The organism is Faunimonas sp. B44 (assembly GCF_052655945.1).
In genome coordinates this window covers 1-21,544 of sequence record NZ_JBQYEX010000011.1, presented here as the reverse complement: position 1 = coordinate 21,544, position 21,544 = coordinate 1, and the positions used below count along the sequence as shown (strand labels likewise).

The following is a 21,544-nucleotide window of genomic DNA, read 5'->3' as shown; positions in this document are numbered from 1 at the left end:
TCCCGCGCGTGCAGCTGGATGCAATCGGCTACGGAATCGGCCCGCGGCGACTTGCCTCACCACGGCAATCGCGGTAGTGACCACGCAACCGTTGGACCCGACCTTTACGTAAACGGAAGGCAAGCAAGGCTCATGGCCCGCAACAAGATCGCCCTGATCGGCTCCGGCCAGATCGGCGGCACCCTCGCTCATCTCGCCGGCCTGAAGGAACTCGGCGACATCGTCCTGTTCGACATTGCGGAAGGCGTTCCGAACGGCAAGGCGCTCGACATCGCGCAGTCCTCGCCGGTCGAAGGCTTCGATGCGCGGATCTCGGGCACGCAGGGCTACGAGGCGATCAGCGGCGCCGACGTCGTGATCGTCACCGCCGGCGTTCCGCGCAAGCCGGGCATGAGCCGCGACGACCTCCTGGAGATCAATCTCCGGGTCATGGAGCAGGTCGGCTCGGGCATTCGCAAATATGCGCCGGACGCCTTCGTCATCTGCATCACCAACCCGCTCGACGCGATGGTCTGGGCGCTGCAGAAGTTCTCCGACCTGCCCGCCAACCAGGTCGTCGGGATGGCCGGCGTGCTCGACAGCGCGCGCTTCCGCTATTTCCTCGCCGACGAGCTCGGCGTGTCGGTCGAGGATGTGACGGCCTTCGTGCTCGGCGGGCACGGCGACACCATGGTGCCGCTTACCCGCTATTCGACGGTCGCGGGCATTCCGCTCCCGGATCTGGTGAAGATGGGCTGGCTCGACGGCAAGCGGCTCGATGAGATCGTGCAGCGCACGCGCGACGGCGGCGCCGAGATCGTCGGCCTCCTGAAGACCGGATCGGCCTTCTACGCGCCGGCGGCGGCCGCGATCTCCATGGCCGAAAGCTATCTGCGGGACAAGAAGCGGGTGCTGCCCTGCGCGGCCTACCTGCAGGGGCAGTACGGGCTCAACGGCATCTATGTGGGCGTGCCGGTCGTGATCGGTGCAGGCGGCGTCGAACGGGTCATCGAGATCGATCTCGACCGCGCCGAGCGTCAGATGTTCGAGAAGTCGGTGCAGTCGGTCGAAAGCCTGATCGAGGCCTGCCGCAAGATCCAGCCGTCCCTGGCCTGACAATTGCCATTGTCATGCCGAAGGGACGGCATAGGTAGGGATCGAGCCGGCCTTCGGGCCGGCTTCTTGTCAAGTTCGCGCCCGGAGAGCTTCGGCTCGCGGGTTCGAAGGGGCGCCGGGTCGCTTGAGGGGGAGCGTGCCAGGCACTTGCGGCTCACGACGGGGCCGAGGGAACAGAGGGCGTCCGGAACGAGCCGGGCGGCCGCAGAGCGGGAGCACGGGCCGAAGAGGTCCGGACAGATCTGATGCCAAGGCAAGACGCGAACGAAGCCTTTCAAACCTCCTCATTCCTCTATGGCGGCAACGCCTCCTATCTCGAAGACCTCCACGCGCAGTTCCAGCAGAATCCCGCCTCCCTCGACGAGGAGTGGCGGGCGTTCTTCACCGGCCTGAAGGACGACCGCGAGCGGGTCATGGCGGAGGCGCGCGGTGCGAGCTGGCGCCGGCCCGACTGGCCGATCCTCGCCAACGGCGAGCTCGTCGCCGCGCTCGACGGAAACTGGACGCCGATCGAGGCCCGGGTCATCGACAAGGTGAAGGGGGCCGCGCAGGTTCGCGGCGTGGAGCTGACGGAACCGGAGGTGCTGCAGGCGACGCGCGATTCCGTTCGTGCGCTCATGATGATCCGCGCCTACCGCATGCGCGGGCACCTGCACGCGAACCTCGATCCGCTCGGGCTGGCGCCGCTGCGCGACCACGAGGAGCTCCATCCGTCGACCTACGGCTTCACGGAAGCCGACTACGAGCGACGGATCTTCATCGACAACGTGCTCGGGATGCAGTTCGCGACGATCCCGGAAATGCTGTCGATCCTGCGGCGGACCTACTGCTCCACCCTCGGCGTGGAGTTCATGCACATCTCCTCGCCGGCCGAAAAGCAGTGGATCCAGGAGCGTATCGAGGGCCCCGACAAGGAGATCACCTTCACGCCGCAGGGCAAGCGGGCGATCCTCAACAAGCTCGTCGAGGCGGAGGGCTTCGAGAAGTTCATCGACGTCAAGTACACCGGCACGAAGCGGTTCGGCCTCGATGGCGGCGAGTCGCTCATCCCGGCGCTCGAGCAGATCATCAAGCGCGGCGGTCATCTCGGCGTCAGCGAGATCGTGCTCGGCATGGCCCATCGCGGCCGGCTGAACGTGCTCGCGCAGGTGATGGGCAAGCCGCACCGCGCCATCTTCCACGAGTTCAAGGGCGGCTCCTTCACGCCGGACGACGTCGAGGGCTCGGGCGACGTCAAGTACCATCTCGGCGCATCCTCGGACCGCGAGTTCGACGGCAACAGGGTCCACCTGTCGCTGACGGCCAATCCCTCGCACCTCGAGATCGCGGATCCCGTCGTCCTCGGCAAGGCACGCGCCAAGCAGGACCAGCTCGAGGACAAGAAGCGGGCGCAGGTCCTGCCGCTCCTCATCCACGGCGACGCGGCCTTCGCCGGCCAGGGCGTCGTGGCGGAGTGCTTCGGCCTGTCCGGCCTTCGCGGCCACCGCGCCGGCGGCTCGCTGCACTTCATCATCAACAACCAGATCGGCTTCACCACGAACCCGCGCTTCGCGCGCTCCTCGCCCTATCCCTCGGACGTCGCGAAGATGGTCGAGGCGCCCATCCTGCACGTGAACGGCGACGATCCCGAGGCGGTGGTGTTCGCGGCCAAGATCGCGACGGAGTTCCGCCAGCGCTTCCACAAGCCGGTCGTGGTGGACATGTTCTGCTACCGCCGCTTCGGCCACAACGAGGGCGACGAGCCCTCGTTCACGCAGCCGCTGATGTACAAGGCGATCCGCAACCATCCCACCACGCTCGAAATCTATGCCGAAAAGCTCGTCGCCGAGGGCGTCGTGTCGCGCGAGGAGGTCGACGGCGTCCGCGCGGAATGGCGCCAGAGGCTCGAGGAGGAGTTCGAGGCCGGGCAGGCCTACCGCCCGAACAAGGCGGACTGGCTGGACGGGGCGTGGTCCGGGCTGACAACGCCGCAGGCCGGGGACGAGCGACGCGTCAGCGAGACCGGCGTCGCCGGCGACGCGCTCCGCGAGATCGCCAAGCGGCTCGCCCGCACGCCGAAGGACTTCAAGGTCCACCGCACGATCCAGCGCTTCCTCGACAACCGCAAGGCGGTGATCAAGAGCGGCGAGGGGATCGACTGGGCCTTCGGCGAGGCGCTCGCCTTCGGCTCCCTCCTCAAGGAAGGCTACAAGGTCCGCCTGTCGGGTCAGGACGTCGAGCGCGGCACGTTCTCGCAGCGCCACGCGGTGCTCTACGACCAGGAGACGGAGAAGCGCTACACCTCGCTCAACCATCTCGGCGGCGAGCAGGCGAAGTTCGAGGTCATCAATTCCATGCTCTCGGAGGAAGCGGTGCTCGGCTTCGAGTACGGCTATTCGCTCGCGGAGCCCAACTGCCTGACGCTGTGGGAGGCGCAGTTCGGCGACTTCGCCAACGGCGCCCAGGTGGTCATCGACCAGTTCATCTCGTCCGGCGAGCGCAAGTGGCTGCGCATGTCGGGGCTCGTGATGCTCCTGCCGCACGGCTACGAAGGGCAGGGGCCTGAGCACTCGTCGGCGCGCCTGGAGCGCTATCTCCAGATGTGCGCCGAGGACAACATGCAGGTCGCCAATTGCACGACGCCGGCGAACTACTTCCACATCCTGCGCCGGCAGATGCACCGCAGCTTCCGCAAGCCGCTCATCCTGATGACGCCGAAATCGCTGCTCCGGCACAAGCGCGCGGTGTCGCGGCTTGAGGATCTCGCCGAGGGCTCGACCTTCCACCGCCTGCTCTTCGACGACGCCGAGGTGCTGCCGAACCAGGAGATCAAGCTCGTCGAGGACGCCAAGGTCAGGCGCATCGTGCTGTGCTCGGGCAAGGTCTATTACGACCTGTACGAGGACCGCGAGAAGCGCGGCGTCGACGACGTCTACCTCCTGCGCGTCGAGCAGCTTTACCCGTTCCCGCTGAAGGCGCTCTGCGAGGTCCTGAACCGCTTCCCCGAAGCCGAGATCGTCTGGTGCCAGGAGGAGCCGCAGAACATGGGCTCCTGGTTCTTCGTCGAGCCGCGCATCCGCGCCGTCCTCGACATGATCAAGGCGCCGCACCGGGCGCTGCGCTACGCCGGCCGGGCGGCCTCCGCGGCGACGGCGACGGGGCTGATGAGCAAGCACCTGAAGCAGCGCGACCAGTTCCTTGAAGAGGCGCTCGGCTGAGCGCGTCGGGCGCAGGACAGATTGGAAGGGTGAGATGGCAACGGACATCAAGGTTCCGACGCTCGGCGAATCCGTGACGGAGGCGACCGTCGGCCAGTGGTTCAAGAAGGAGGGCGACCAGGTCGCGCAGGACGAGCCGCTGGTCGAGCTTGAGACCGACAAGGTGACGATCGAGGTGCCGGCGCCAGCCGCCGGCCGGCTCGAGGCGATCGTCGTCAAGGAGGGCGAGACCGTCGGCGTCGGCGCCGTGCTGGGCAGCCTCGCTGCGGGCGCGACCGGCAAGGCCGCACCAATCAATGCCGGGCCGGAGCAGCCCCAGGAGCGGCTTCAGCCGAAGCCCGAGGCCGCCGCGGCGCCTGCTTCCAAGCCCGCCGGAACGGAGATGCCGCCGGCGCCGGCCGCGCGCAAGCTGATGGCCGAGCGCGGCATCGCCGCCGAGGAGGTGTCCGGGTCGGGCAAGCGCGGGCAGGTGCTGAAGGGCGACGTGCTCGGCTACCAGCCCGGCGCCGCGGCGGCGCCGCCTGCGCCCGTTGCGGTGCGCGCACCCTCCGCGCCCTCCGACGAGGAACGGGAGGAGCGGGTCCGCATGACCAAGCTCCGCCAGACGATCGCCCGCCGCCTCAAGGACGCGCAGAACACGGCCGCCATGCTCACCACGTTCAACGACGTGGACATGAGCGCTGTGATGCAGCTCAGGAAGGACTACAAGGACCTCTTCGAGAAGAAGCACGGCGTGAAGCTCGGCTTCATGGGCTTCTTCGTGAAGGCCTGCGTGCACGCGCTGCGCGAGCTGCCGGCGGTGAATGCCGAGGTCGACGGCCAGGACATCGTCTACAAGAACTACTACCATGTCGGCGTGGCCGTCGGCACCGAGCGCGGCCTGGTCGTGCCGGTCGTGCGCGACGCGGACCAGCTCTCCATCGCCGAGATCGAGAAGAAGATCGGCGATCTCGGCCGCCGTGCCCGCGACGGGCAGCTCAAGCTTGAGGAGATGCAGGGCGGCACCTTCACGATCACGAACGGCGGCATCTACGGGTCGCTGCTCTCCACGCCGATCCTGAACGCCCCGCAATCCGGCATTCTCGGCATGCACAGGATCGAGGAGCGGCCGGTCGTGGTCGGCGGCCAGGTCGTGGTGCGGCCGATGATGTACCTCGCGCTTTCCTACGACCATCGGATCGTCGACGGCCGCGAGGCGGTCACCTTTCTGGTCCGCGTGAAGGAAGCGATCGAGGACCCGCAGCGCCTCGTGCTGGACCTGTAGCGCCGGACGGCTCCGCGCGGCGGCCCCGATTCCCTCGAAGTTCCGAGCTCCTCCAGAAGCAGAGACCAGCAATGGCTGACACCTACGACCTCGTCGTCATCGGCACCGGGCCGGGCGGCTATGTCTGCGCGATCCGTGCGGCGCAGCTCGGGCTTTCCGTCGCTGTGGTGGAGAAGCGCGAGACCCATGGCGGCACGTGCCTGAACGTCGGCTGCATCCCGTCAAAGGCGCTGCTCCACGCCTCGGAGATGTTCGAGGAGGCGGGGCACGGCTTCGACAAGCTCGGCATCAAGGTCGCCCCCGAGCTCGACCTTGCCGCGATGCTCGCGCACAAGGACGCGACCGTGAAGGGGAACGTCGACGGCGTCGCCTTCCTCTTCAAGAAGAACAAGGTGACGAGCGTCCACGGCACCGGCCGGATCCTCGCGCCGGGGCGCGTGGAGGTCACGGCCGAGGACGGAGGGCGACAGGAGATCGCCGCGAAGGCGATCGTGATCGCCACGGGCTCGGATTCGACGCCGCTCCCCGGCGTCGAGATCGACGAGAAGCAGGTCGTGACCTCGACCGGCGCGCTCGAGCTCAAGGCCGTGCCGAAGCACCTCGTGGTCGTCGGCGCCGGCGTGATCGGGCTGGAGATCGGCTCGGTCTGGCGGCGGCTCGGCGCCGAGGTGACGGTCGTCGAGTTCCTTGACCGCATCCTGCCCGGGATGGATTCCGAGATCGCGAAGCAGGCGCAGCGCCTCTTCCAGAAGCAGGGGATCGCCTTCCGCCTCGGCATGAAGGTGACGGCCGCCGAGCCGCACAAGGGTCATCTCGACGTCACGATCGCGCCCGCGGCCGGTGAGGGGCAGCCCGAGAAGCTCCATGCCGACGTGGTGCTGGTCGCGATCGGCCGCCGCCCCTACACGGAGGGGCTCGGGCTAGAGGAGGTCGGCGTCGCACTCGACGAGCGCCGCCGCGTGAAGGTCGACGGTCATTTCCGGACGAGCGTGGAGGGCATCTACGCCATCGGGGACGTGATCGCCGGCCCGATGCTCGCCCACAAGGCCGAGGACGAGGGCGTGGCCGTCGCCGAGATCCTCGCCGGCCAGGCCGGCCACGTGAACTACGAGGTCATCCCGGCCGTCGTCTACACCATGCCGGAGATCGCTTCGGTCGGCCGCACCGAGGACGAGCTGAAGGAGGCGGGGGTCCAGTATCGCGCGGGCAAGTTCCCGTTCACGGCCAACGGCCGCGCGCGCGCCATGAACCGCACCGACGGGCTCGTGAAGATCCTCGCCGACGCCGAGACGGACCGCGTGCTCGGCGTCCATATCCTGGCGGCCGGCGCGGGCGAGATGATCCACGAGGCGGCGGTTCTGATGGAATTCGGCGGCTCGTCGGAGGATCTCGGCCGTACCTGCCATGCCCATCCGACCATGTCGGAGGCCGTGCGCGAGGCCGCGATGGCGGCCAGCTTCAAGCCGATCCACATCTGATTCGCCTGCTCCGGCCAAAAAAGCGCCGGCCCAGGGGCCGGCGCAAGAGACTTGGACTTGGAGTAGGAGATCTGAAGAACGCGCCGGACGCTATTTCGTTGCAGGCGTCGTGGCGGTCTGCGCGACGATCGTCGGCTTCGCCTCCTGTGCGGTCGTGGAAATCGCCGGCTTATCGGCGGCCTTGCTGGCCATGACGTGCTGTTTGTTGGCGCTGCAATCTGCCGAAGCTGCGGTTGCCGTGAGCGCGAGGGCCGAAGCCGCGACCAGCGTTGCCGTCAAGCTGCGCATCGGGAATGCCTCCGTTCTGGGTGCGGGCGATGTCGATCGCGCGCGGACAGTGGGAATGCTAGGCCTGTCGCGGCGCCCCGGCCAGATGGGCGGCCTCACTTCGACGTGAACGCCGGTCAGCCCCGCGGGTGCGCCTTGCGATAGACGTCGAGCAGGCGCGCGGTGTCGACCGCGGTGTAGATTTGCGTGGTGGAGAGGCTGGCGTGACCGAGGAGCTCCTGAATGGTCCGGAGGTCGCCGCCCGCACCGAGCAGGTGGGTCGCAAAGGAGTGACGCAGCGCATGCGGCGTGAGCGAAGGCTCGATGCCGAGCGCCCCGCGCAGCCGCTCGACCGCAAGCTGGATGATTCGCGGCGACAGGGGACCGCCTTTCGCGCCCCGGAACAGGGGGTCGCCCGGCGCGAGCGCGAACGGGCACGCGGCGATGTAAGCCTCGACCGCACGGCTCACGACCGGGAGCACCGGCACGACGCGCTCGCGCCCGCCCTTGCCCACCACCCGGATCGCCCGGGCGGCCCCGACCGGCGCCGCCGCGCGGGTGAGGCCGAGCGCCTCGGAAATGCGCAGCCCGCAGCCGTAGAGGAGCAGGAGGACGGCGGTGTCGCGGGCGGCGATCCAGGGCTCCGCCGCGAGCACGTCCGCCCCGTCCACCACCCGCTCGGCGTCGGATACCGTGAGCGCCTTGGGCAGGCTCTTCGGCTGTCTGGGCGATCGGATCGTGACGAAGGCCGTGGTGGAGGCGAGCCCGCGGCGGTCGAGGAAACGGGCGAACGAGCGCAGCGCCGCGAGCTGGCGGGCGAGCGTGCGCGCGCCGACGCCCTCGTTGCGGCGCGCGGCGAGGAAAGCCCGGATGTCGGCCGTGCGGAGCTCCGAAACGGATGCGCAGCCGGGCGGCTCGCCGATGTGTCGCGTCAGGAAGGTCAGGAACTGCCAGAGGTCGCGCGCGTAGGCCTCGACCGTCTTCGGCGACAACCGCCGCTCGTGCGCCAATTGGTCAGCCCAGGCCTCTGCCGCCTTCTGCAGGTCGGGGCGGGCGGCAACGAGAATGGATGGGGCGGACATGGCGCGAGCCTCCGTGTAGAGGGTTAATGCGCCGTGAAGCCCGGCGCCGCCAGGCCGTTCCTGAAATGGCGAATGACGGAGACGATCTCGTGAGAATTGCCCCGGCGGCGGAGAGGCTGCGAATCGCCATCCTTTACGGCGGCCGTTCGGCCGAGCACGACGTCTCCGTGATGTCCGCGACGAACGTGATCGGCGCGCTCGATCCCGTGCGGTATGACCCGGTGCCGGTCTACATCACCAGGTCAGGCCTCTGGCTCCTGGGCGCCTTCGAGGCGGGTGTCCTGGCGAAGCCGGAGAGCGGAACGGAGATCTGCCTCGTTCCGGGCGGGCGCGGCCGGGCGATCGCAATCCCCTCGCACGGCAGCCCCTACGACCTGCCGAGGATCGACGTCCTCTTTCCCGTCCTGCACGGCCTCCACGGCGAGGATGGCTCGGTCCAGGGGCTCGCGGAGGTCGCCTGCGTGCCGCTCGCCGGGTGCGGCATCCTCGGCTCGGCCGTCGCGCTCGACAAGGACGTCGCCAAGCGGCTGCTCGATGCGGCCGGACTGCCGACCGCGCGCTCGATCACCATCGTCGAGGGCCGCCCGCCCGCCTTTGCCGAGATCGAGCAGGCCCTCGGCCTGCCGGTCTTCGTGAAGCCGGCGCGACAGGGCTCCTCGGTCGGCGTGAGCAAGGTGGCGAATGCGGCCGAGTTCGACGCGGCACTTGCGGAAGGCTTCAGGCACGATCGCAAGCTCCTCGCCGAGGCGTTCATCCGCGGGCGCGAGATCGAGTGCAGCGTACTGGAGGATGAAGCCGGCGGGCTGTTCGTGTCGCGGCCCGGCGAGATCGTGCCGGCGGAAAGCCACGGCTTCTACAGCTACGACGCGAAATATGTCGACGAGGCGGGCGCCGCCCTGAAGGTGCCGGCGGACCTGCCGCAGGATGTCGAGGCGCGCATCCGGGAGATGGCGGCAGAGGCCTTCCGCGCGCTCGGCTGCGACGGCATGGCGCGGGTGGACTTCTTCGTGACGGCCGACCTGGAGGTCCTCGTCAACGAGGTCAACACGATCCCCGGCTTCACGAACATCAGCATGTACCCGAAGGCGATGGCCGCGAGCGGCGTCGGCTATGCCGAGCTCATCGACCGGCTCGTGACGCACGGCCTGGCCCGGGCCGGGGCATAGGCCGGGCCGCACGCCATCGCAGCTTCCGCCTCTTGCGGACCACTACGAGCCCGAAGAGGCCCGAGAAACTTGTTCTTTTCAGAGAATGGTTTGTCCGGTCTTCTTCCAGTCATTCATGAACATCGCGAGCCCGGCATCCGTGAGCGGGTGCTTCACGAGGCCCTTGAGGACGGTGGGCGGGACGGTCGCCACGTCGGCCCCGGCCATCGCCGCGAGCCTGACGTGATTCTGGTTCCGGATCGAGGCGGCGAGGATCTGCGTCTCGATGTGCGCGTAATTGTCGAAGATCGTCCGGATCTCCTCGATCAGCTGCATGCCGTCGAGCCCGATGTCGTCGAGCCTGCCGATGAAGGGCGAGACGAAGGTCGCGCCGGCGCGCGCCGCGAGCAGCGCCTGGTTCGCCGTGAAGCAGAGCGTCACGTTCACCATCCGGCCCTCGCCCGAAAGGATGCGGCAGGCTTTCAGGCCGTCCCAGGTGAGCGGCACCTTGATGGCGACGTTGTCGGCGATCTCGGCGAGCTTGCGCCCCTCCGCCAGCATGCCCTCGGTGTCGAGCGCGGCCACCTCGGCGGAGACGGGCCCCTCGACGATCGAGCAGATTTCCGCCACCACGTCGTGGATGGAGCGCCCGGCCTTCATGATCAGCGACGGGTTGGTCGTCACGCCGTCGAGCAGGCCTGCCTCGGCGAGATCCCTGATGTCCGCGATTTCGGCGGTGTCTGCGAAGAACTTCATGGTGCCCCCGAATGGCTTTGCGCATTGCGGCTCGCGCCGGTCGCGGTCCTTCTAGTGGAATGAGTCGCCTTCGTCAGCCGCATCGCGCAACGCGGGCCGTCCGGTGACGGTCGAAGTCAGCGTCCTCGTCCCGGTGGCGGTCGAGGGGCCGTACACCTATGCACATGACCGCCCGCTCGCGCCGGGCACGCTGGTCGTGGTGCCGCTCGGGCCGCGCAAGATCGTCGGCGCGGTATGGCCTGCCAGCGGTGGCGGCGTGGCGGCGAAGCGGCTGCGCGCGGTCGAGCATGTCTTCAATGCCCCGCCGCTGCCCGAATCGCTCATCCGCTTCGTGGACTGGGTGGCGCGCTACACGCTGACGCCGCCCGGCATGGTGCTGCGCATGGTCCTCCGCGTGCCGGCCGCGCTCGAGCCCGAGCGGCCGATGTCGGGCGTCCGGCTCGCGGGGCCGCCGCCTGCGCGCATGACGGAGGCGCGGCGCAAGGTGCTGGAGGCAGCCGCCGATGGGCTCGCCTGGTCGAAGTCCGGCCTTGCCGCCGCGGCCGGCGTCTCGCCCGGTGTCGTCGACGGCCTCGTCGATTGCGGCACGCTGGCGCTGATCTCGATCCCGCACCGCCTAATCGCCGCCGCCCCCGATCCGGATTTCGACAGGCCGGACCTCAGCGCGCCTCAGGCGGCGGCCGCCGAGGCGATGGTCGCCGCGGTGCGCGCGGAGGCGTTTTCAGCTGCGCTCCTCGACGGCGTCACCGGCGCCGGCAAGACGGAGACCTATTTCGAGGCGGCCGCCGAGGCGCTCCGCCGCGGCCGCCAGGTCCTCGTGCTGCTGCCCGAGATCGCGCTCACGCTCGGCTTCCTGGACCGCTTCGCGAGCCGATTCGGCAGCCGGCCCGCGGAATGGCATTCCGAGCTGCCGCCGCGCATGCGCGAGCGGGTCTGGCGCGGCGTGGCGAGCGGCGAGGTGAGGGCGGTCGTCGGCGCCCGCTCGTCGCTCTTCCTGCCCTTCGCCGAGCTCGGCCTGATCGTCGTCGACGAGGAGCACGAGGCCGCCTACAAGCAGGAGGAGGGCGTGCTCTACAATGCGCGCGACATGGCGGTGGTGCGCGCGCAGCTTTCCGGCTTGCCCATCGTGCTGGCCTCCGCCACGCCTTCGGTGGAGACCTGGGTCAACGCGAAATCCGGCCGCTACCGCCATCTGCAGCTGCCGGCGCGGTTCGGCGGCGCGGCGCCGCCGGAGATCAGGGTGGTGGACCTCCGGCGGACGCCGCCCGAACGCGGCCGCTGGATCGCGCCGCCGCTCGTCGCCGCGATCGAGGAGACGATCGCGGCCGGCGAGCAGGCGCTCCTCTTCCTGAACCGCCGCGGCTACGCGCCGCTGACGCTCTGCCGGACCTGCGGCCACCGCATGGCCTGCCCGAACTGCTCGGCCTGGCTCGTCGACCATCGCTTCCGGCGCGTGCTCGCCTGTCACCATTGCGGTCATGAGGAGCGGCGGCCGGAAATCTGCCCGCAATGCGGCGATGCCGACAGCCTCGTCGCCTGCGGGCCGGGCGTGGAGCGCCTGCAGGAGGAAGTCGTCGAGCGCTTCGCCGGCGCGCGCACGCTGGTGCTCTCGAGCGACGTCGCGGGTGGGATTCAGCGAATGCGCCAGGACCTCGCGGCGATCGAGCGCGGCGAGATCGACATCGTGATCGGCACGCAGCTCGTCGCCAAGGGCCACAACTTCCCCGGCCTGTCGCTGGTCGGCGTGGTCGATGCCGATCTCGGCCTCGCCAATGGCGATCCGCGCGCGGCGGAGCGGACCTTCCAGCTCCTCACGCAGGTCACGGGCCGGGCGGGGCGGGCGGGCCAGAGGAGCCGCGGCCTGCTGCAGACCTACGCGCCGGACCACCCGGTGCTGAAGGCGATCGTCGCCGGCGACCGCGAGCGCTTCTACGAGGAGGAGGCGGAGGTGCGGCTGCGCGGCGGCCTGCCGCCTTTCGGCCGTCTTGCCGCGATTCTCGTGACGGCGGAGGACCGCGCCTCGGCCGAGTCACAGGCCCGGGCGATGGCGCGCGTCGCGCCGGCGGAGGAGGGGCTCCGGCTCCTCGGCCCGGCGGAGGCGCCGCTCGCCGTGCTGCGCGGCCGCCACCGCTTCAGGCTCCTCGTCCAGGCGCGCTCGTCCGCGCTGCTCCACGCCTGGCTCGCATCCTGGCTCGCGGCCTGCCCGAAGCCGCGCGGCAGCGTGCGCGTCGCCGTCGACGTCGATCCGATCAGCTTCCTCTGAGCGCTGACCCGGCGCGGCGGGGACTGCGACAATGGGTCGGGAATGCGGCGCCTGCCCGTGTTGCACCCCCCATGACCCTATGCTAGACGACGCCCGGCCGGCACCCGGCCTTTGCCGGGCATCCTCCGCCATGCCCAGAACATTCCACCCGCGTCCGCCTCCCGTCGGGCCGTTGCGAGAGAGAATCGCGTGACCGATCGCACCTCGTCAGTCTCCGGTGTCGCCGAGCGCTACGCTTCGGCGCTGTTCGACCTGGCCAAGGACGAGTTGCGGCTGATCTCCGTGGAATCCGACCTGAACAAGGTCCGCGAGCTGCTCAACGAGAGCGCCGACCTGCGGCGGATGGTGGCGAGCCCGGTCTTCTCGGCAGAGGAGCAGGAGCGCGCGATCGCCGCCGTGCTCGAGCGCGCCGGGATCGGCGGCCTCGTCGGCAATTTCGTGCGGCTCGTCGCGCACAACCGGCGACTGTTCGCGCTGCCCGGCATCCTGACGGCGTTCCAGAACCTGATGGCGCGCGATCGCGGCGAGGCGACGGCGCAGGTGACGTCGGCGCAGCCGCTTTCGGAAGACCAGAAGAACGAGCTGAAGGCGGTCATCCGCGATCGCCTCGGCAAGACAGTCACAATCGAAGCGAAGGTCGATCCCGCGATCCTCGGCGGTCTGATCGTCAGGGTCGGGTCGCGCATGATCGACACCTCGCTCCGCACCAAGCTCATGACAATGAAAACCCATCTCAAAGAGGTCGGCTGATGGATATTCGGGCCGCAGAGATCTCCTCCATCCTGAAGGAGCAGATCCGGAATTTCGGCAAGGAGGCGGAGGTCTCCGAGGTCGGGCAGGTGCTGACCGTCGGCGACGGCATCGCCCGCGTCTACGGCCTCGACAACGTCCAGGCCGGCGAGATGGTCGAGTTCGACGGCGGCATCCGCGGGATGGCGCTGAATCTCGAAGCCGACAATGTCGGCATCGTGATCTTCGGCAGCGACCGCGAGATCAAGGAAGGCGACACGGTCAAGCGGACCGGCGCGATCGTGGAAGTGCCGGTCGGCATGGGCCTTCTCGGCCGCGTGGTCGACGGCCTCGGCAACCCGATCGACGGCAAGGGCCCGATCCAGTCGACCGAGCGCCGCCGCGTCGACGTCAAGGCGCCGGGCATCATCCCGCGCAAGTCCGTGCACGAGCCGATGTCGACCGGCCTCAAGGCGATCGACGCGCTGATCCCGGTCGGCCGCGGCCAGCGCGAGCTCATCATCGGCGACCGCCAGACCGGGAAGACCGCCATCATCCTCGACACGTTCCTGAACCAGAAGCCGGCCTTCGACCAGGACATCGAGAACCGCAAGCTCTACTGCATCTACGTCGCGATCGGCCAGAAGCGCTCCACGGTGGCGCAGTTCGTGCGCGTCCTGGAGGAGCGCGGCGCCCTCGACTATTCCATCATCGTCGCGGCGACCGCCTCGGATCCGGCGCCGCTGCAGTTCCTCGCCCCGTTTGCCGGCTGCGCCATGGGCGAATACTTCCGCGACAACGGCATGCACGCCGTCATCGCCTATGACGACCTCTCCAAGCAGGCCGTCGCCTACCGCCAGATGTCGCTGCTGCTGCGCCGTCCGCCCGGCCGCGAGGCCTATCCCGGCGACGTCTTCTACCTGCATTCGCGGCTCCTGGAGCGCGCGGCGAAAATGAGCGACGCCAACGGCGCCGGCTCGCTGACCGCGCTGCCGGTGATCGAGACGCAGGCGAACGACGTGTCCGCCTACATCCCCACCAACGTGATCTCGATCACGGACGGCCAGATCTTCCTGGAGACGGACCTGTTCTACCAGGGCATCCGTCCGGCGGTGAATGTCGGCCTTTCGGTCTCGCGCGTCGGCTCGGCCGCGCAGGTGAAGGCGATGAAGCAAGTCGCCGGCACCATCAAGGGCGAGCTCGCGCAGTACCGCGAGATGGCGGCGTTCGCGCAGTTCGGCTCCGATCTCGACGCCGCCACGCAGCGCCTCCTCAACCGCGGCGCACGTCTGACCGAGCTCCTGAAGCAGCCGCAGTTCTCGCCGCTGAAGACGGAAGAGCAGGTCGCCGTGATCTTCGCCGGCGTGAACGGCTACCTGGACCGGCTGTCGATCGGCCAGGTGCGCGAGTTCGAGGACGGGCTCCTCACGCTGCTGCGGACCGAGCACGCCGACCTCCTCGAGCAGATCCGGACGGAGGCGCAGATCACCGACGCGATCCGCGACCGCCTGAAGACGCTGCTCGACCGCTACGCGAAGAATTTCGCCTGACCCCGCGGCCCGCACGGAGATAGCGCCGGATGGCGAGCCTAAAGGATCTGCGAAACCGAATCGCCTCGGTGAAGGCGACGCAGAAGATCACCAAGGCCATGCAGATGGTCGCGGCGGCGAAGCTCCGCCGCGCCCAGGAATCGGCGGAAGCCGCGCGGCCCTATGCGGAACGGATGGGCCGCGTGCTCGCCAACATCGCCGCGTCGGTGGCCGGCGCCGAGGGCGCGCCGACGCTGATGGCGGGAACGGGACGCGAGGACACCCATCTCCTCGTGGTCTTCACCGCCGAGCGCGGCCTCGCCGGCGCGTTCAACTCCTCGATTGCGCGGCTCGCCCGCGACGATGCGCGGCGCCTGATCGCGCAGGGCAAGACCGTCAAGATATTCCTCGTCGGCAAGAAGGGTTACGATATCCTGCGCCGCGAGTTCGCGTCGCTGATCGTGGACCGGATGGACTTCCGCTCCGTCAAGCAGATGTCCTTCGCGCAGGCGCAGAGCGTCGCGGTGAAGGTGCTCGAGCGCTTCGATGCCGGCGAGTTCGACGTCGCGACCATGTACTTCTCGCAGTTCCGCTCGGTGATCCAGCAGATCCCGACGGCGCAGCGGCTGATCCCGGTCGAGATCTCGGGCACCGGGAACGGCCAGGCGGCGGGCGGCGCGGTCTACGAGTACGAGCCGAGCGAGGAGGAGATCCTCGCCGACCTGCTGCCGCGGAATCTGGCGATCCAGATCTTCCGCGCGCTGCTGGAGAACGCGGCCTCCGAGCAGGGCGCCCGGATGAGCGCGATGGACAGCGCCACCCGCAACGCCGGCGACATGATCGAGGGCCTGTCGCTCTCCTACAATCGCCAGCGTCAGGCGCAGATCACGAAGGAACTGATCGAGATCATTTCGGGTGCGGAGGCGCTCTGACGCGCCTCATTCTCGCCCGCCGGTCCGGCGAGGCGAGCTGCCCCCGGGTACAGAGTAGTTTGCAGGCGCAGCGTTCGGCGCGCCCAGGATGAACGAGGACATGATGGCGAACGGAACAGACACGCAGCATACTGGCTCGGTGCGGCAGGTGATCGGCGCCGTCGTGGACGTGCAGTTCGAAGGAGAGCTTCCGGCGATCCTGAACGCGCTGGAGACGGACAACCACGGCAATCGCCTGGTGCTCGAGGTGGCCCAGCATCTCGGCGAGAACACGGTCCGCACGATCGCCATGGACTCCACCGACGGCCTCGTCCGCGGCCAGCCCGTGCGCAATACCGGCGCGCCGATCTCCGTGCCCGTCGGCGATCTGACGCTCGGCCGCATCATGAACGTCATCGGCCAGCCGGTCGACGAGGCCGGCCCGCTCGACACCGGCGTCACCCGCGCCATCCATCAGCCCGCGCCGTCCTATGTGGAGCAGTCGACCGAGTCGGAGATCCTGGTCACGGGCATCAAGGTCGTCGACCTGCTCGCGCCTTACGCTAAGGGCGGCAAGATCGGCCTGTTCGGCGGTGCCGGCGTCGGCAAGACCGTGCTTATCATGGAGCTCATCAACAACGTCGCGAAGGCGCACGGCGGCTATTCCGTGTTCGCCGGCGTCGGCGAGCGCACGCGCGAGGGCAACGATCTCTATCACGAGATGATCGAGTCGGGCGTGAACAAGAAGGGCGGCGGCGAGGGCTCGAAGGCCGCGCTGGTCTACGGCCAGATGAACGAGCCGCCGGGCGCCCGCGCCCGGGTCGGCCTGACCGGGCTGACCGTCGCCGAGCATTTCCGCGACCAGGGCCAGGACGTGCTCTTCTTCGTCGACAACATCTTCCGCTTCACGCAGGCGGGCTCGGAAGTGTCGGCGCTGCTCGGGCGCATTCCCTCGGCGGTGGGCTACCAGCCGACGCTCGCCACCGACATGGGCGCGCTGCAGGAGCGCATCACGACGACCACGAAGGGCTCGATCACCTCGGTGCAGGCGATCTACGTGCCTGCAGACGACCTCACCGACCCCGCGCCGGCGACGTCCTTCGCCCATCTCGACGCGACGACCGTGCTGTCGCGCTCGATCGCGGAGAAGGGCATCTATCCGGCGGTGGACCCGCTCGATTCCACCTCGCGCATGCTCTCCCCGATGATCGTCGGCGAGGAGCACTACCAGGTGGCGCGCCAGGTCCAGCAGACGCTGCAGCGCTACAAGTCGCTCCAGGACATCATCGCCATTCTCGGCATGGACGAGCTTTCCGAAGAGGACAAGCTGACGGTGGCGCGCGCCCGCAAGATCGAGCGCTTCCTGTCGCAGCCCTTCTTCGTCGCCGAGGTGTTCACCGGCGCTCCGGGCAAGCTCGTCGACCTCGCCGACACGATCAAGGGCTTCAAGGGGCTCGTGGAAGGCGAGTACGACCACCTGCCGGAGGCGGCCTTCTACATGGTCGGCACGATCGAGGAAGCGGTCGAGAAGGCGCAGCGCCTGGCGGAAGCGGCGTAAGCCGCAAGCGGGGACAGTTCCATGGCCGGACCGCTTCGTTTCGAACTCGTGTCGCCCGAGCGCCTGCTCATCTCGGAAGAGGTCGCGCAGGTCGTCGTGCCGGGCGCCGAAGGTTACTTCACGGTGCTGCGCGACCACGCGCCGTTCATGACCACGATGAAGCCGGGCGTGGTGGAGATCACCGGGACCGGCGGCGAGGTGCGCCGCATCTACGTACGCGGCGGCTTTGCGGACGTGAACGAGAGCGGCCTGACGGTGCTCGCCGAGTTCGCCAGCCGCGTCGAGGACCTGCGCCCGGACGAGATCGCCCGGCAGATCAGGGACGCGGAGGAGGACCTCGCCGATTTTGGCGACGACCACATCCGCCGCACGGCCGCCGAGAAGCACCTCAACGACCTCCGCGACGTCCAGCGCTGGATCAGCCCCGCCTGAGCGGGCAGCGATCCTCATGACGCCGAACGATTCGAGAGCCGCCGCCCGCCGGCGGCTCTTGCCGTTCATGGCGGCAGCGCTGGCTCTGATCCCGCTCGCGGCCGCGGCCGTGGCGCTCGCCGGCAAGGCGGCACTGCCGACGCGGTTCGCAGCGACGGCCGTGGCGGCCGGCGATCCGGTGGCGGCGTTCGGCACCGCGGTGGTCGCCCGTGGGGAAGCGGGCCTGCTGCACGCCCCCTCGATCGCTCCCACTCCGGACGGCGAATTGATTGCGGTCTGGTTCGAGGGGTCCCGCGAAGGGGCTGCGGACGTCGAGATCCGGTCGGCGCGCTTCTCGGGCGGCATATGGCAGCCGTCCCGGGTGGTGACCTCGGCCGCGGCGACGGCACGCGAGCTCGGCCGCCACATCAAGACGGTGGGCAATGCCGTCCTCGTCCCGAACGGGGACGAGCTCTGGATGGTCTATGTCAGCGTGAGCCTCGGCGGCTGGGCGACGAGCCAGCTCAACCTCAAGCGCTCGCCGGACGGCGGCGAGACCTGGACCGCGGCCGAACGGCTCGTCACCTCGCCGTTCCTCAACCTCTCCACCCTCGCCAAGACCCGCGCGATCCGTCTCGACGACGGCCGCATCGCCTTGCCCGCATATCACGAGATGGCCGCGAAGCTGCCGGAGCTGGTGGTTCTCGGTCGCGACGGCCGCGTCGCGGACAAGCGGCGGATGGGTGGCTGGGGCCGGATCGCGATCCAGCCGGCGGTCGCCCCCCTCGACGGCGAGCGTGCGCTCGCGCTGATGCGGCGCGCCCGTGTGCGGGACCCGCACGTGTTCGCGTCGGAAACCGCAGACGGCGGGCGCACCTGGTCGACCATCCGCCCGACGGACCTCCCGAATCCCGGCGGCCCCGTCGGCCTGCTGAGGCTGGACGAGGGCACGCTGCTGCTCGCCTTCAACGACAGCGCGCGCCGGGAGACCGACCTGACGCTCGCGCTGTCCCGCGACGGGGGTGCTTCCTGGCAGCGGATCGCGGTGCTGGCGGAGATGGATCCCGCCGGCCCGGGCGAGATCACCTATCCCTTCATGACGGCCGACGGCGAGGGAATGATCCATGTCGTCTGGGCCGACCGGCGGGACAGGACCATCCGGCACGCGCGCTTCAACCGCGCCTGGGTCGCGGACAGAGCAGGGCAGGCGCCGTGACGCCTGGCGAGGGTGTCTGGATCGCGGAACGGCTCGGCACGGCGCTGCTCCTTTTCGCGTCCGGGATGGCGCTGTCGGCGCTGTTTCGCGGCGGGGTGCGGGCGCGCATCCTTGCCGGGCTCGCGATGCTCGGCGCTGCGGCGGTCGTTCCGTACGGAACGTCCACCGGCTTCGGATTCCTCTTCGCGATCACGGGCCCGCTCAGCGCCGCCGGCCTGCTGGCCCTCCTGCTGGCGATCGGCGCGCTCGCCGGGATGTCGGGGAACCTTGGAGAAACCGTCGGTCGGGGCGCCCCGCTCGTCGGCATTCTCGGGCTCTTCCTCTACCCCGCCGCCGTCGGGCTCGGCACGTGGGACCCATACGCGCTCGGTTTCGCCGGGCTCGCCCTCCCGGCGATCCTCGCTGGGGTGCTCGCTGCCGGATTGGCGCAGCGCTCGGTGATCGTGCCGCTATGGATCGGGGCCGGTGCCCTCGGCTGGCTTCTCGGGCTCTACGGCTCGCAGAACCTCTGGGACTACGTCGTCGACCCGCTCGCCTGGTTTGCGGCGCTCGTCGTCATGCTCGCCTCCGCGGCAGGCAGTATCCGCCGCCGCGTCAGAGCATCATCGCGCGCTGCGGCTGGCGATCGGTGAGGGCGTGCCGGAGCTTCTCCAGCGCGCGGTTCTCGATCTGCCTCACGCGCTCCTTCGAGATGCCGAGCTTCTCGCCGAGCGATTCGAGCGTTGCGCCGTCCTCGGTGAGCCGCCGCTCGCGCACGATCCGGAGCTCGCGCTCGTTGAGCGCGGCGAGCGCCTGGTTGAGCCACGTCACCCAGCGCTCGTGATCGATCGCCTCGCCCACCGTCTCGTCCTGGAGCGGACTGTCGGCGGCGATGAAATCCTGCCGGTCGGAGCCTGGGCCGTCGGTCTCCACCACCGGCGCATTGAGCGAGAGGTCGGGGCCGGACAGGCGTGAATCCATGAGCGCGACATCGTCCTTGGAGACGCCGAGCGCGGTCGCGATCTCCTCGTAGAGGATCGGCTCGTTCATCGGCTCGGTGCCGCGCGAGAGGCGGGCCCTGAGCCGGCGGAGATTGAAGAACAGGGCCTTCTGCGCCGAGGACGTGCCGCCGCGGACGATGGACCAGTTGCGAAGGATGTAGTCCTGGATCGAGGCCCTGATCCACCACGTCGCATAGGTGGAGAACCGCACCTGCCGCTCCGGCTCGAAGCGTGCGGCCGCCTCCAGCAGCCCGACATGGCCCTCCTGGATGAGGTCGCTCATGGATAGGCCGAAATGGCGGAAACGGGCGGCGATGGAGATCACGAGCCGCATGTGGGCGGCGGTCAGCCTGTGGAGCGCCTCCTGGTCGCGGGCGTCTTTCCAGCGGACGGCGAGGTCGTGCTCTTCCTCGCGCTCCAGATACGGTGCCTTCATGGCTGCGCGGACGATGTGCCGACGCGAAGTACCGTAATCCGACATGGCCTGCTCCGCTGGTCCCGCTGCCGCCGGGGGACTGCCCACCGGCGGACATCAGCATCAACGAGCGGTGGCGGAATCGGTTCACTCGCAAATGCGAAAACCCGGCCGGGGCCGGGTTCTCGACAGTTCGAATGGTGCGGCGCCCGCGGCCCGCAGCCGCGGTGCGGGCAGGGTCAGGCGGCTTCGTCCTGCGCCTCTTCCTCGGCGGCGGTCGCGCGCTTCCGCTTCGGGCTCGCCTCGATCGACTTCTCGATCTTGGTGACGGCCTCGCTCTCGGAGATCCGCTCGACGGCGGCGAGTTCACGCGACATGCGGTCGATCGCCTGCTCGTAGAGCTGGCGCTCCGAATAGGACGGCTCGGGCTGGCTCTCGGAGCGGTAGAGGTCGCGCACGACCTCCGAAATGGCGATCAGGTCGCCGGAATTGATCTTTGCCTCGTACTCTTGCGCGCGCCGGCTCCACATCGTGCGCTTCACGCGCGCGCGGCCCTTCACGATCTCCAGCGCCTTCGCGACGGTCTCCTCGTCGGCGAGCTTGCGCATGCCGACCGAGGCCGCCTTGCCGACCGGAACGCGCAGCGTCATCTTGTCCTTCTCGAAGCTGATGACGAACAGCTCGAGCTTCATCCCGGCGACTTCCTGTTCCTCGACGTCGATGATGCGCCCGACGCCGTGGGCCGGATAGACGATGCTTTCGGTCGTACGAAAGCCCTGACGCTGAACCGCCTTCTTTGTCGTCATACGATTGAAACTCCTGCTCGCTCCGACAGCCTCAGCAACCGCGCTGAAGCTGGACCGCTTCCAAGTCTCGCAGGGCCTTCGCCGCGCCACTCGGCCGAGACGAGAACGGGCCTGCGCTGCACACGGTTACTGCAGCGCACGCGTCCTCCCCCAAAAAGGCTGCCGGAATTTTCCCGCGTTCGGGATGACCTTGGAACCTGCCTTACATAAGGCAAAACGGGCAGAAAATCAAGATTTTGCTGCGGCGCAAGGCAGGAGCGTGCGCCTGCGACCCTCGCGAACGACCATTTGACCCGTTCAGTCGCCCTGGCCGGGCTCCGGGGTGAAGTACTTGTCGAACTTGCCGGCCTCGCCGTCATGGGCCTTGGCGTCCTCCGGCGGCTCGCGCTTCACGGTGATGTTCGGCCACTTGTCGGCATAATCGGCGTTGAGGGCGAGCCAC

General features: G+C 69.0%; 19 protein-coding genes. 13 read left to right on the top strand and 6 right to left on the bottom strand.

The window, feature by feature from the left end; translation table 11 throughout:
* The first annotated feature begins 132 nt into the window (after positions 1-132).
* The 4 genes from mdh (at position 133) to lpdA (ending at position 7,034) form a co-directional block, all read left to right on the top strand.
* Positions 133-1,095 (top strand): malate dehydrogenase, encoded by a 963-nt coding sequence (gene mdh / locus ACUN0C_RS16025; protein WP_445467401.1) that lies wholly within the window; start codon positions 133-135, stop codon positions 1,093-1,095.
* 245 nt (positions 1,096-1,340) lie between these two features.
* On the top strand, positions 1,341-4,292 hold the full coding sequence (locus ACUN0C_RS16020; RefSeq protein WP_445467400.1) for a 2-oxoglutarate dehydrogenase E1 component: 2,952 nt from the start codon (positions 1,341-1,343) through the stop codon (positions 4,290-4,292).
* Between the two features lie 34 nt (positions 4,293-4,326).
* A complete protein-coding gene (gene odhB / locus ACUN0C_RS16015) occupies positions 4,327-5,556 on the top strand; it encodes a 2-oxoglutarate dehydrogenase complex dihydrolipoyllysine-residue succinyltransferase (RefSeq protein ID WP_445467399.1) in 1,230 nt (409 codons plus the stop codon).
* A 71-nt stretch (positions 5,557-5,627) separates the two neighbouring features.
* Complete coding sequence (lpdA, locus tag ACUN0C_RS16010; RefSeq protein WP_445467398.1) at positions 5,628-7,034, top strand: dihydrolipoyl dehydrogenase; 1,407 nt, start codon at positions 5,628-5,630, stop codon at positions 7,032-7,034.
* Positions 7,035-7,124: 90 nt separating this feature from the next.
* Here lpdA and ACUN0C_RS16005 read toward each other — a convergent pair whose 3' ends face one another.
* Both ACUN0C_RS16005 and ACUN0C_RS16000 read right to left on the bottom strand, forming a co-directional pair.
* A complete protein-coding gene (locus ACUN0C_RS16005) occupies positions 7,125-7,322 on the bottom strand; it encodes a hypothetical protein (RefSeq protein ID WP_445467397.1) in 198 nt (65 codons plus the stop codon).
* A gap of 116 nt (positions 7,323-7,438) precedes the next feature.
* A complete protein-coding gene (locus ACUN0C_RS16000; protein WP_445467396.1) occupies positions 7,439-8,383 on the bottom strand; it encodes a tyrosine recombinase XerC in 945 nt (314 codons plus the stop codon).
* Positions 8,384-8,448: 65 nt separating this feature from the next.
* On the opposite strand from ACUN0C_RS16000, the gene ACUN0C_RS15995 reads away from it, so the two are divergent.
* Positions 8,449-9,549, top strand: a complete 1,101-nt coding sequence (locus tag ACUN0C_RS15995) for a D-alanine--D-alanine ligase family protein (RefSeq protein ID WP_445467395.1) — start codon at positions 8,449-8,451, stop codon at positions 9,547-9,549.
* A 78-nt stretch (positions 9,550-9,627) separates the two neighbouring features.
* On the opposite strand, the gene fsa is transcribed toward ACUN0C_RS15995, so the two are convergent.
* Positions 9,628-10,284: a fructose-6-phosphate aldolase gene (gene fsa / locus ACUN0C_RS15990; RefSeq protein ID WP_445467394.1), complete on the bottom strand. Its 657-nt coding sequence runs from the start codon at positions 10,282-10,284 to the stop codon at positions 9,628-9,630.
* A 103-nt stretch (positions 10,285-10,387) separates the two neighbouring features.
* Here fsa and ACUN0C_RS15985 point away from each other — a divergent pair, with 103 nt between their 5' ends.
* The 8 genes from ACUN0C_RS15985 to ACUN0C_RS15950 all read left to right on the top strand — a co-directional run bounded on the left by ACUN0C_RS15985 (position 10,388) and on the right by ACUN0C_RS15950 (position 19,533).
* The gene (locus ACUN0C_RS15985) at positions 10,388-12,547 is read left to right on the top strand and encodes a primosomal protein N' (RefSeq protein ID WP_445467393.1); all 2,160 of its coding nucleotides are present in this window, start codon (positions 10,388-10,390) and stop codon (positions 12,545-12,547) included.
* Positions 12,548-12,736: 189 nt separating this feature from the next.
* Complete coding sequence (locus ACUN0C_RS15980) at positions 12,737-13,297, top strand: F0F1 ATP synthase subunit delta (protein WP_445467392.1); 561 nt, start codon at positions 12,737-12,739, stop codon at positions 13,295-13,297.
* Positions 13,297-14,826 (top strand): F0F1 ATP synthase subunit alpha, encoded by a 1,530-nt coding sequence (atpA, locus tag ACUN0C_RS15975; protein ID WP_445467391.1) that lies wholly within the window; start codon positions 13,297-13,299, stop codon positions 14,824-14,826. The genes ACUN0C_RS15980 and atpA overlap by 1 nt, the downstream gene beginning before the upstream one ends.
* Positions 14,827-14,855: 29 nt before the next feature.
* Positions 14,856-15,737, top strand: a complete 882-nt coding sequence (locus tag ACUN0C_RS15970) for a F0F1 ATP synthase subunit gamma (protein WP_445467390.1) — start codon at positions 14,856-14,858, stop codon at positions 15,735-15,737.
* A 103-nt stretch (positions 15,738-15,840) separates the two neighbouring features.
* Positions 15,841-17,274 carry a F0F1 ATP synthase subunit beta gene (gene atpD, locus ACUN0C_RS15965; RefSeq protein WP_445467389.1) on the top strand — a complete coding sequence of 478 codons (1,434 nt, stop codon included), beginning with the start codon at positions 15,841-15,843 and terminating at the stop codon, positions 17,272-17,274.
* A gap of 21 nt (positions 17,275-17,295) precedes the next feature.
* Positions 17,296-17,706: a F0F1 ATP synthase subunit epsilon gene (locus ACUN0C_RS15960; protein ID WP_445467388.1), complete on the top strand. Its 411-nt coding sequence runs from the start codon at positions 17,296-17,298 to the stop codon at positions 17,704-17,706.
* A 16-nt stretch (positions 17,707-17,722) separates the two neighbouring features.
* Positions 17,723-18,901, top strand: coding sequence for a sialidase family protein (locus ACUN0C_RS15955; RefSeq protein ID WP_445467387.1), 1,179 nt, complete (start codon positions 17,723-17,725; stop codon positions 18,899-18,901).
* Entirely contained in the window at positions 18,898-19,533 is a 636-nt protein-coding gene (locus ACUN0C_RS15950; protein WP_445467386.1) for a hypothetical protein, read from the top strand. The genes ACUN0C_RS15955 and ACUN0C_RS15950 overlap by 4 nt, the downstream gene beginning before the upstream one ends.
* Here the strand turns inward: ACUN0C_RS15950 and ACUN0C_RS15945 are convergent.
* The 3 genes from ACUN0C_RS15945 to ACUN0C_RS15935 all read right to left on the bottom strand — a co-directional run.
* Positions 19,496-20,362, bottom strand: a complete 867-nt coding sequence (locus ACUN0C_RS15945) for an RNA polymerase factor sigma-32 (RefSeq protein WP_445467385.1) — start codon at positions 20,360-20,362, stop codon at positions 19,496-19,498. The two genes, ACUN0C_RS15950 and ACUN0C_RS15945, sit on opposite strands and share 38 nt — an antisense overlap.
* Positions 20,363-20,535: 173 nt before the next feature.
* Positions 20,536-21,102: a CarD family transcriptional regulator gene (locus tag ACUN0C_RS15940; protein ID WP_445467384.1), complete on the bottom strand. Its 567-nt coding sequence runs from the start codon at positions 21,100-21,102 to the stop codon at positions 20,536-20,538.
* 297 nt (positions 21,103-21,399) lie between these two features.
* The coding region (locus tag ACUN0C_RS15935) for a DUF3470 domain-containing protein (RefSeq protein ID WP_445467454.1) at positions 21,400-21,544 on the bottom strand (145 nt) is incomplete at its 5' end.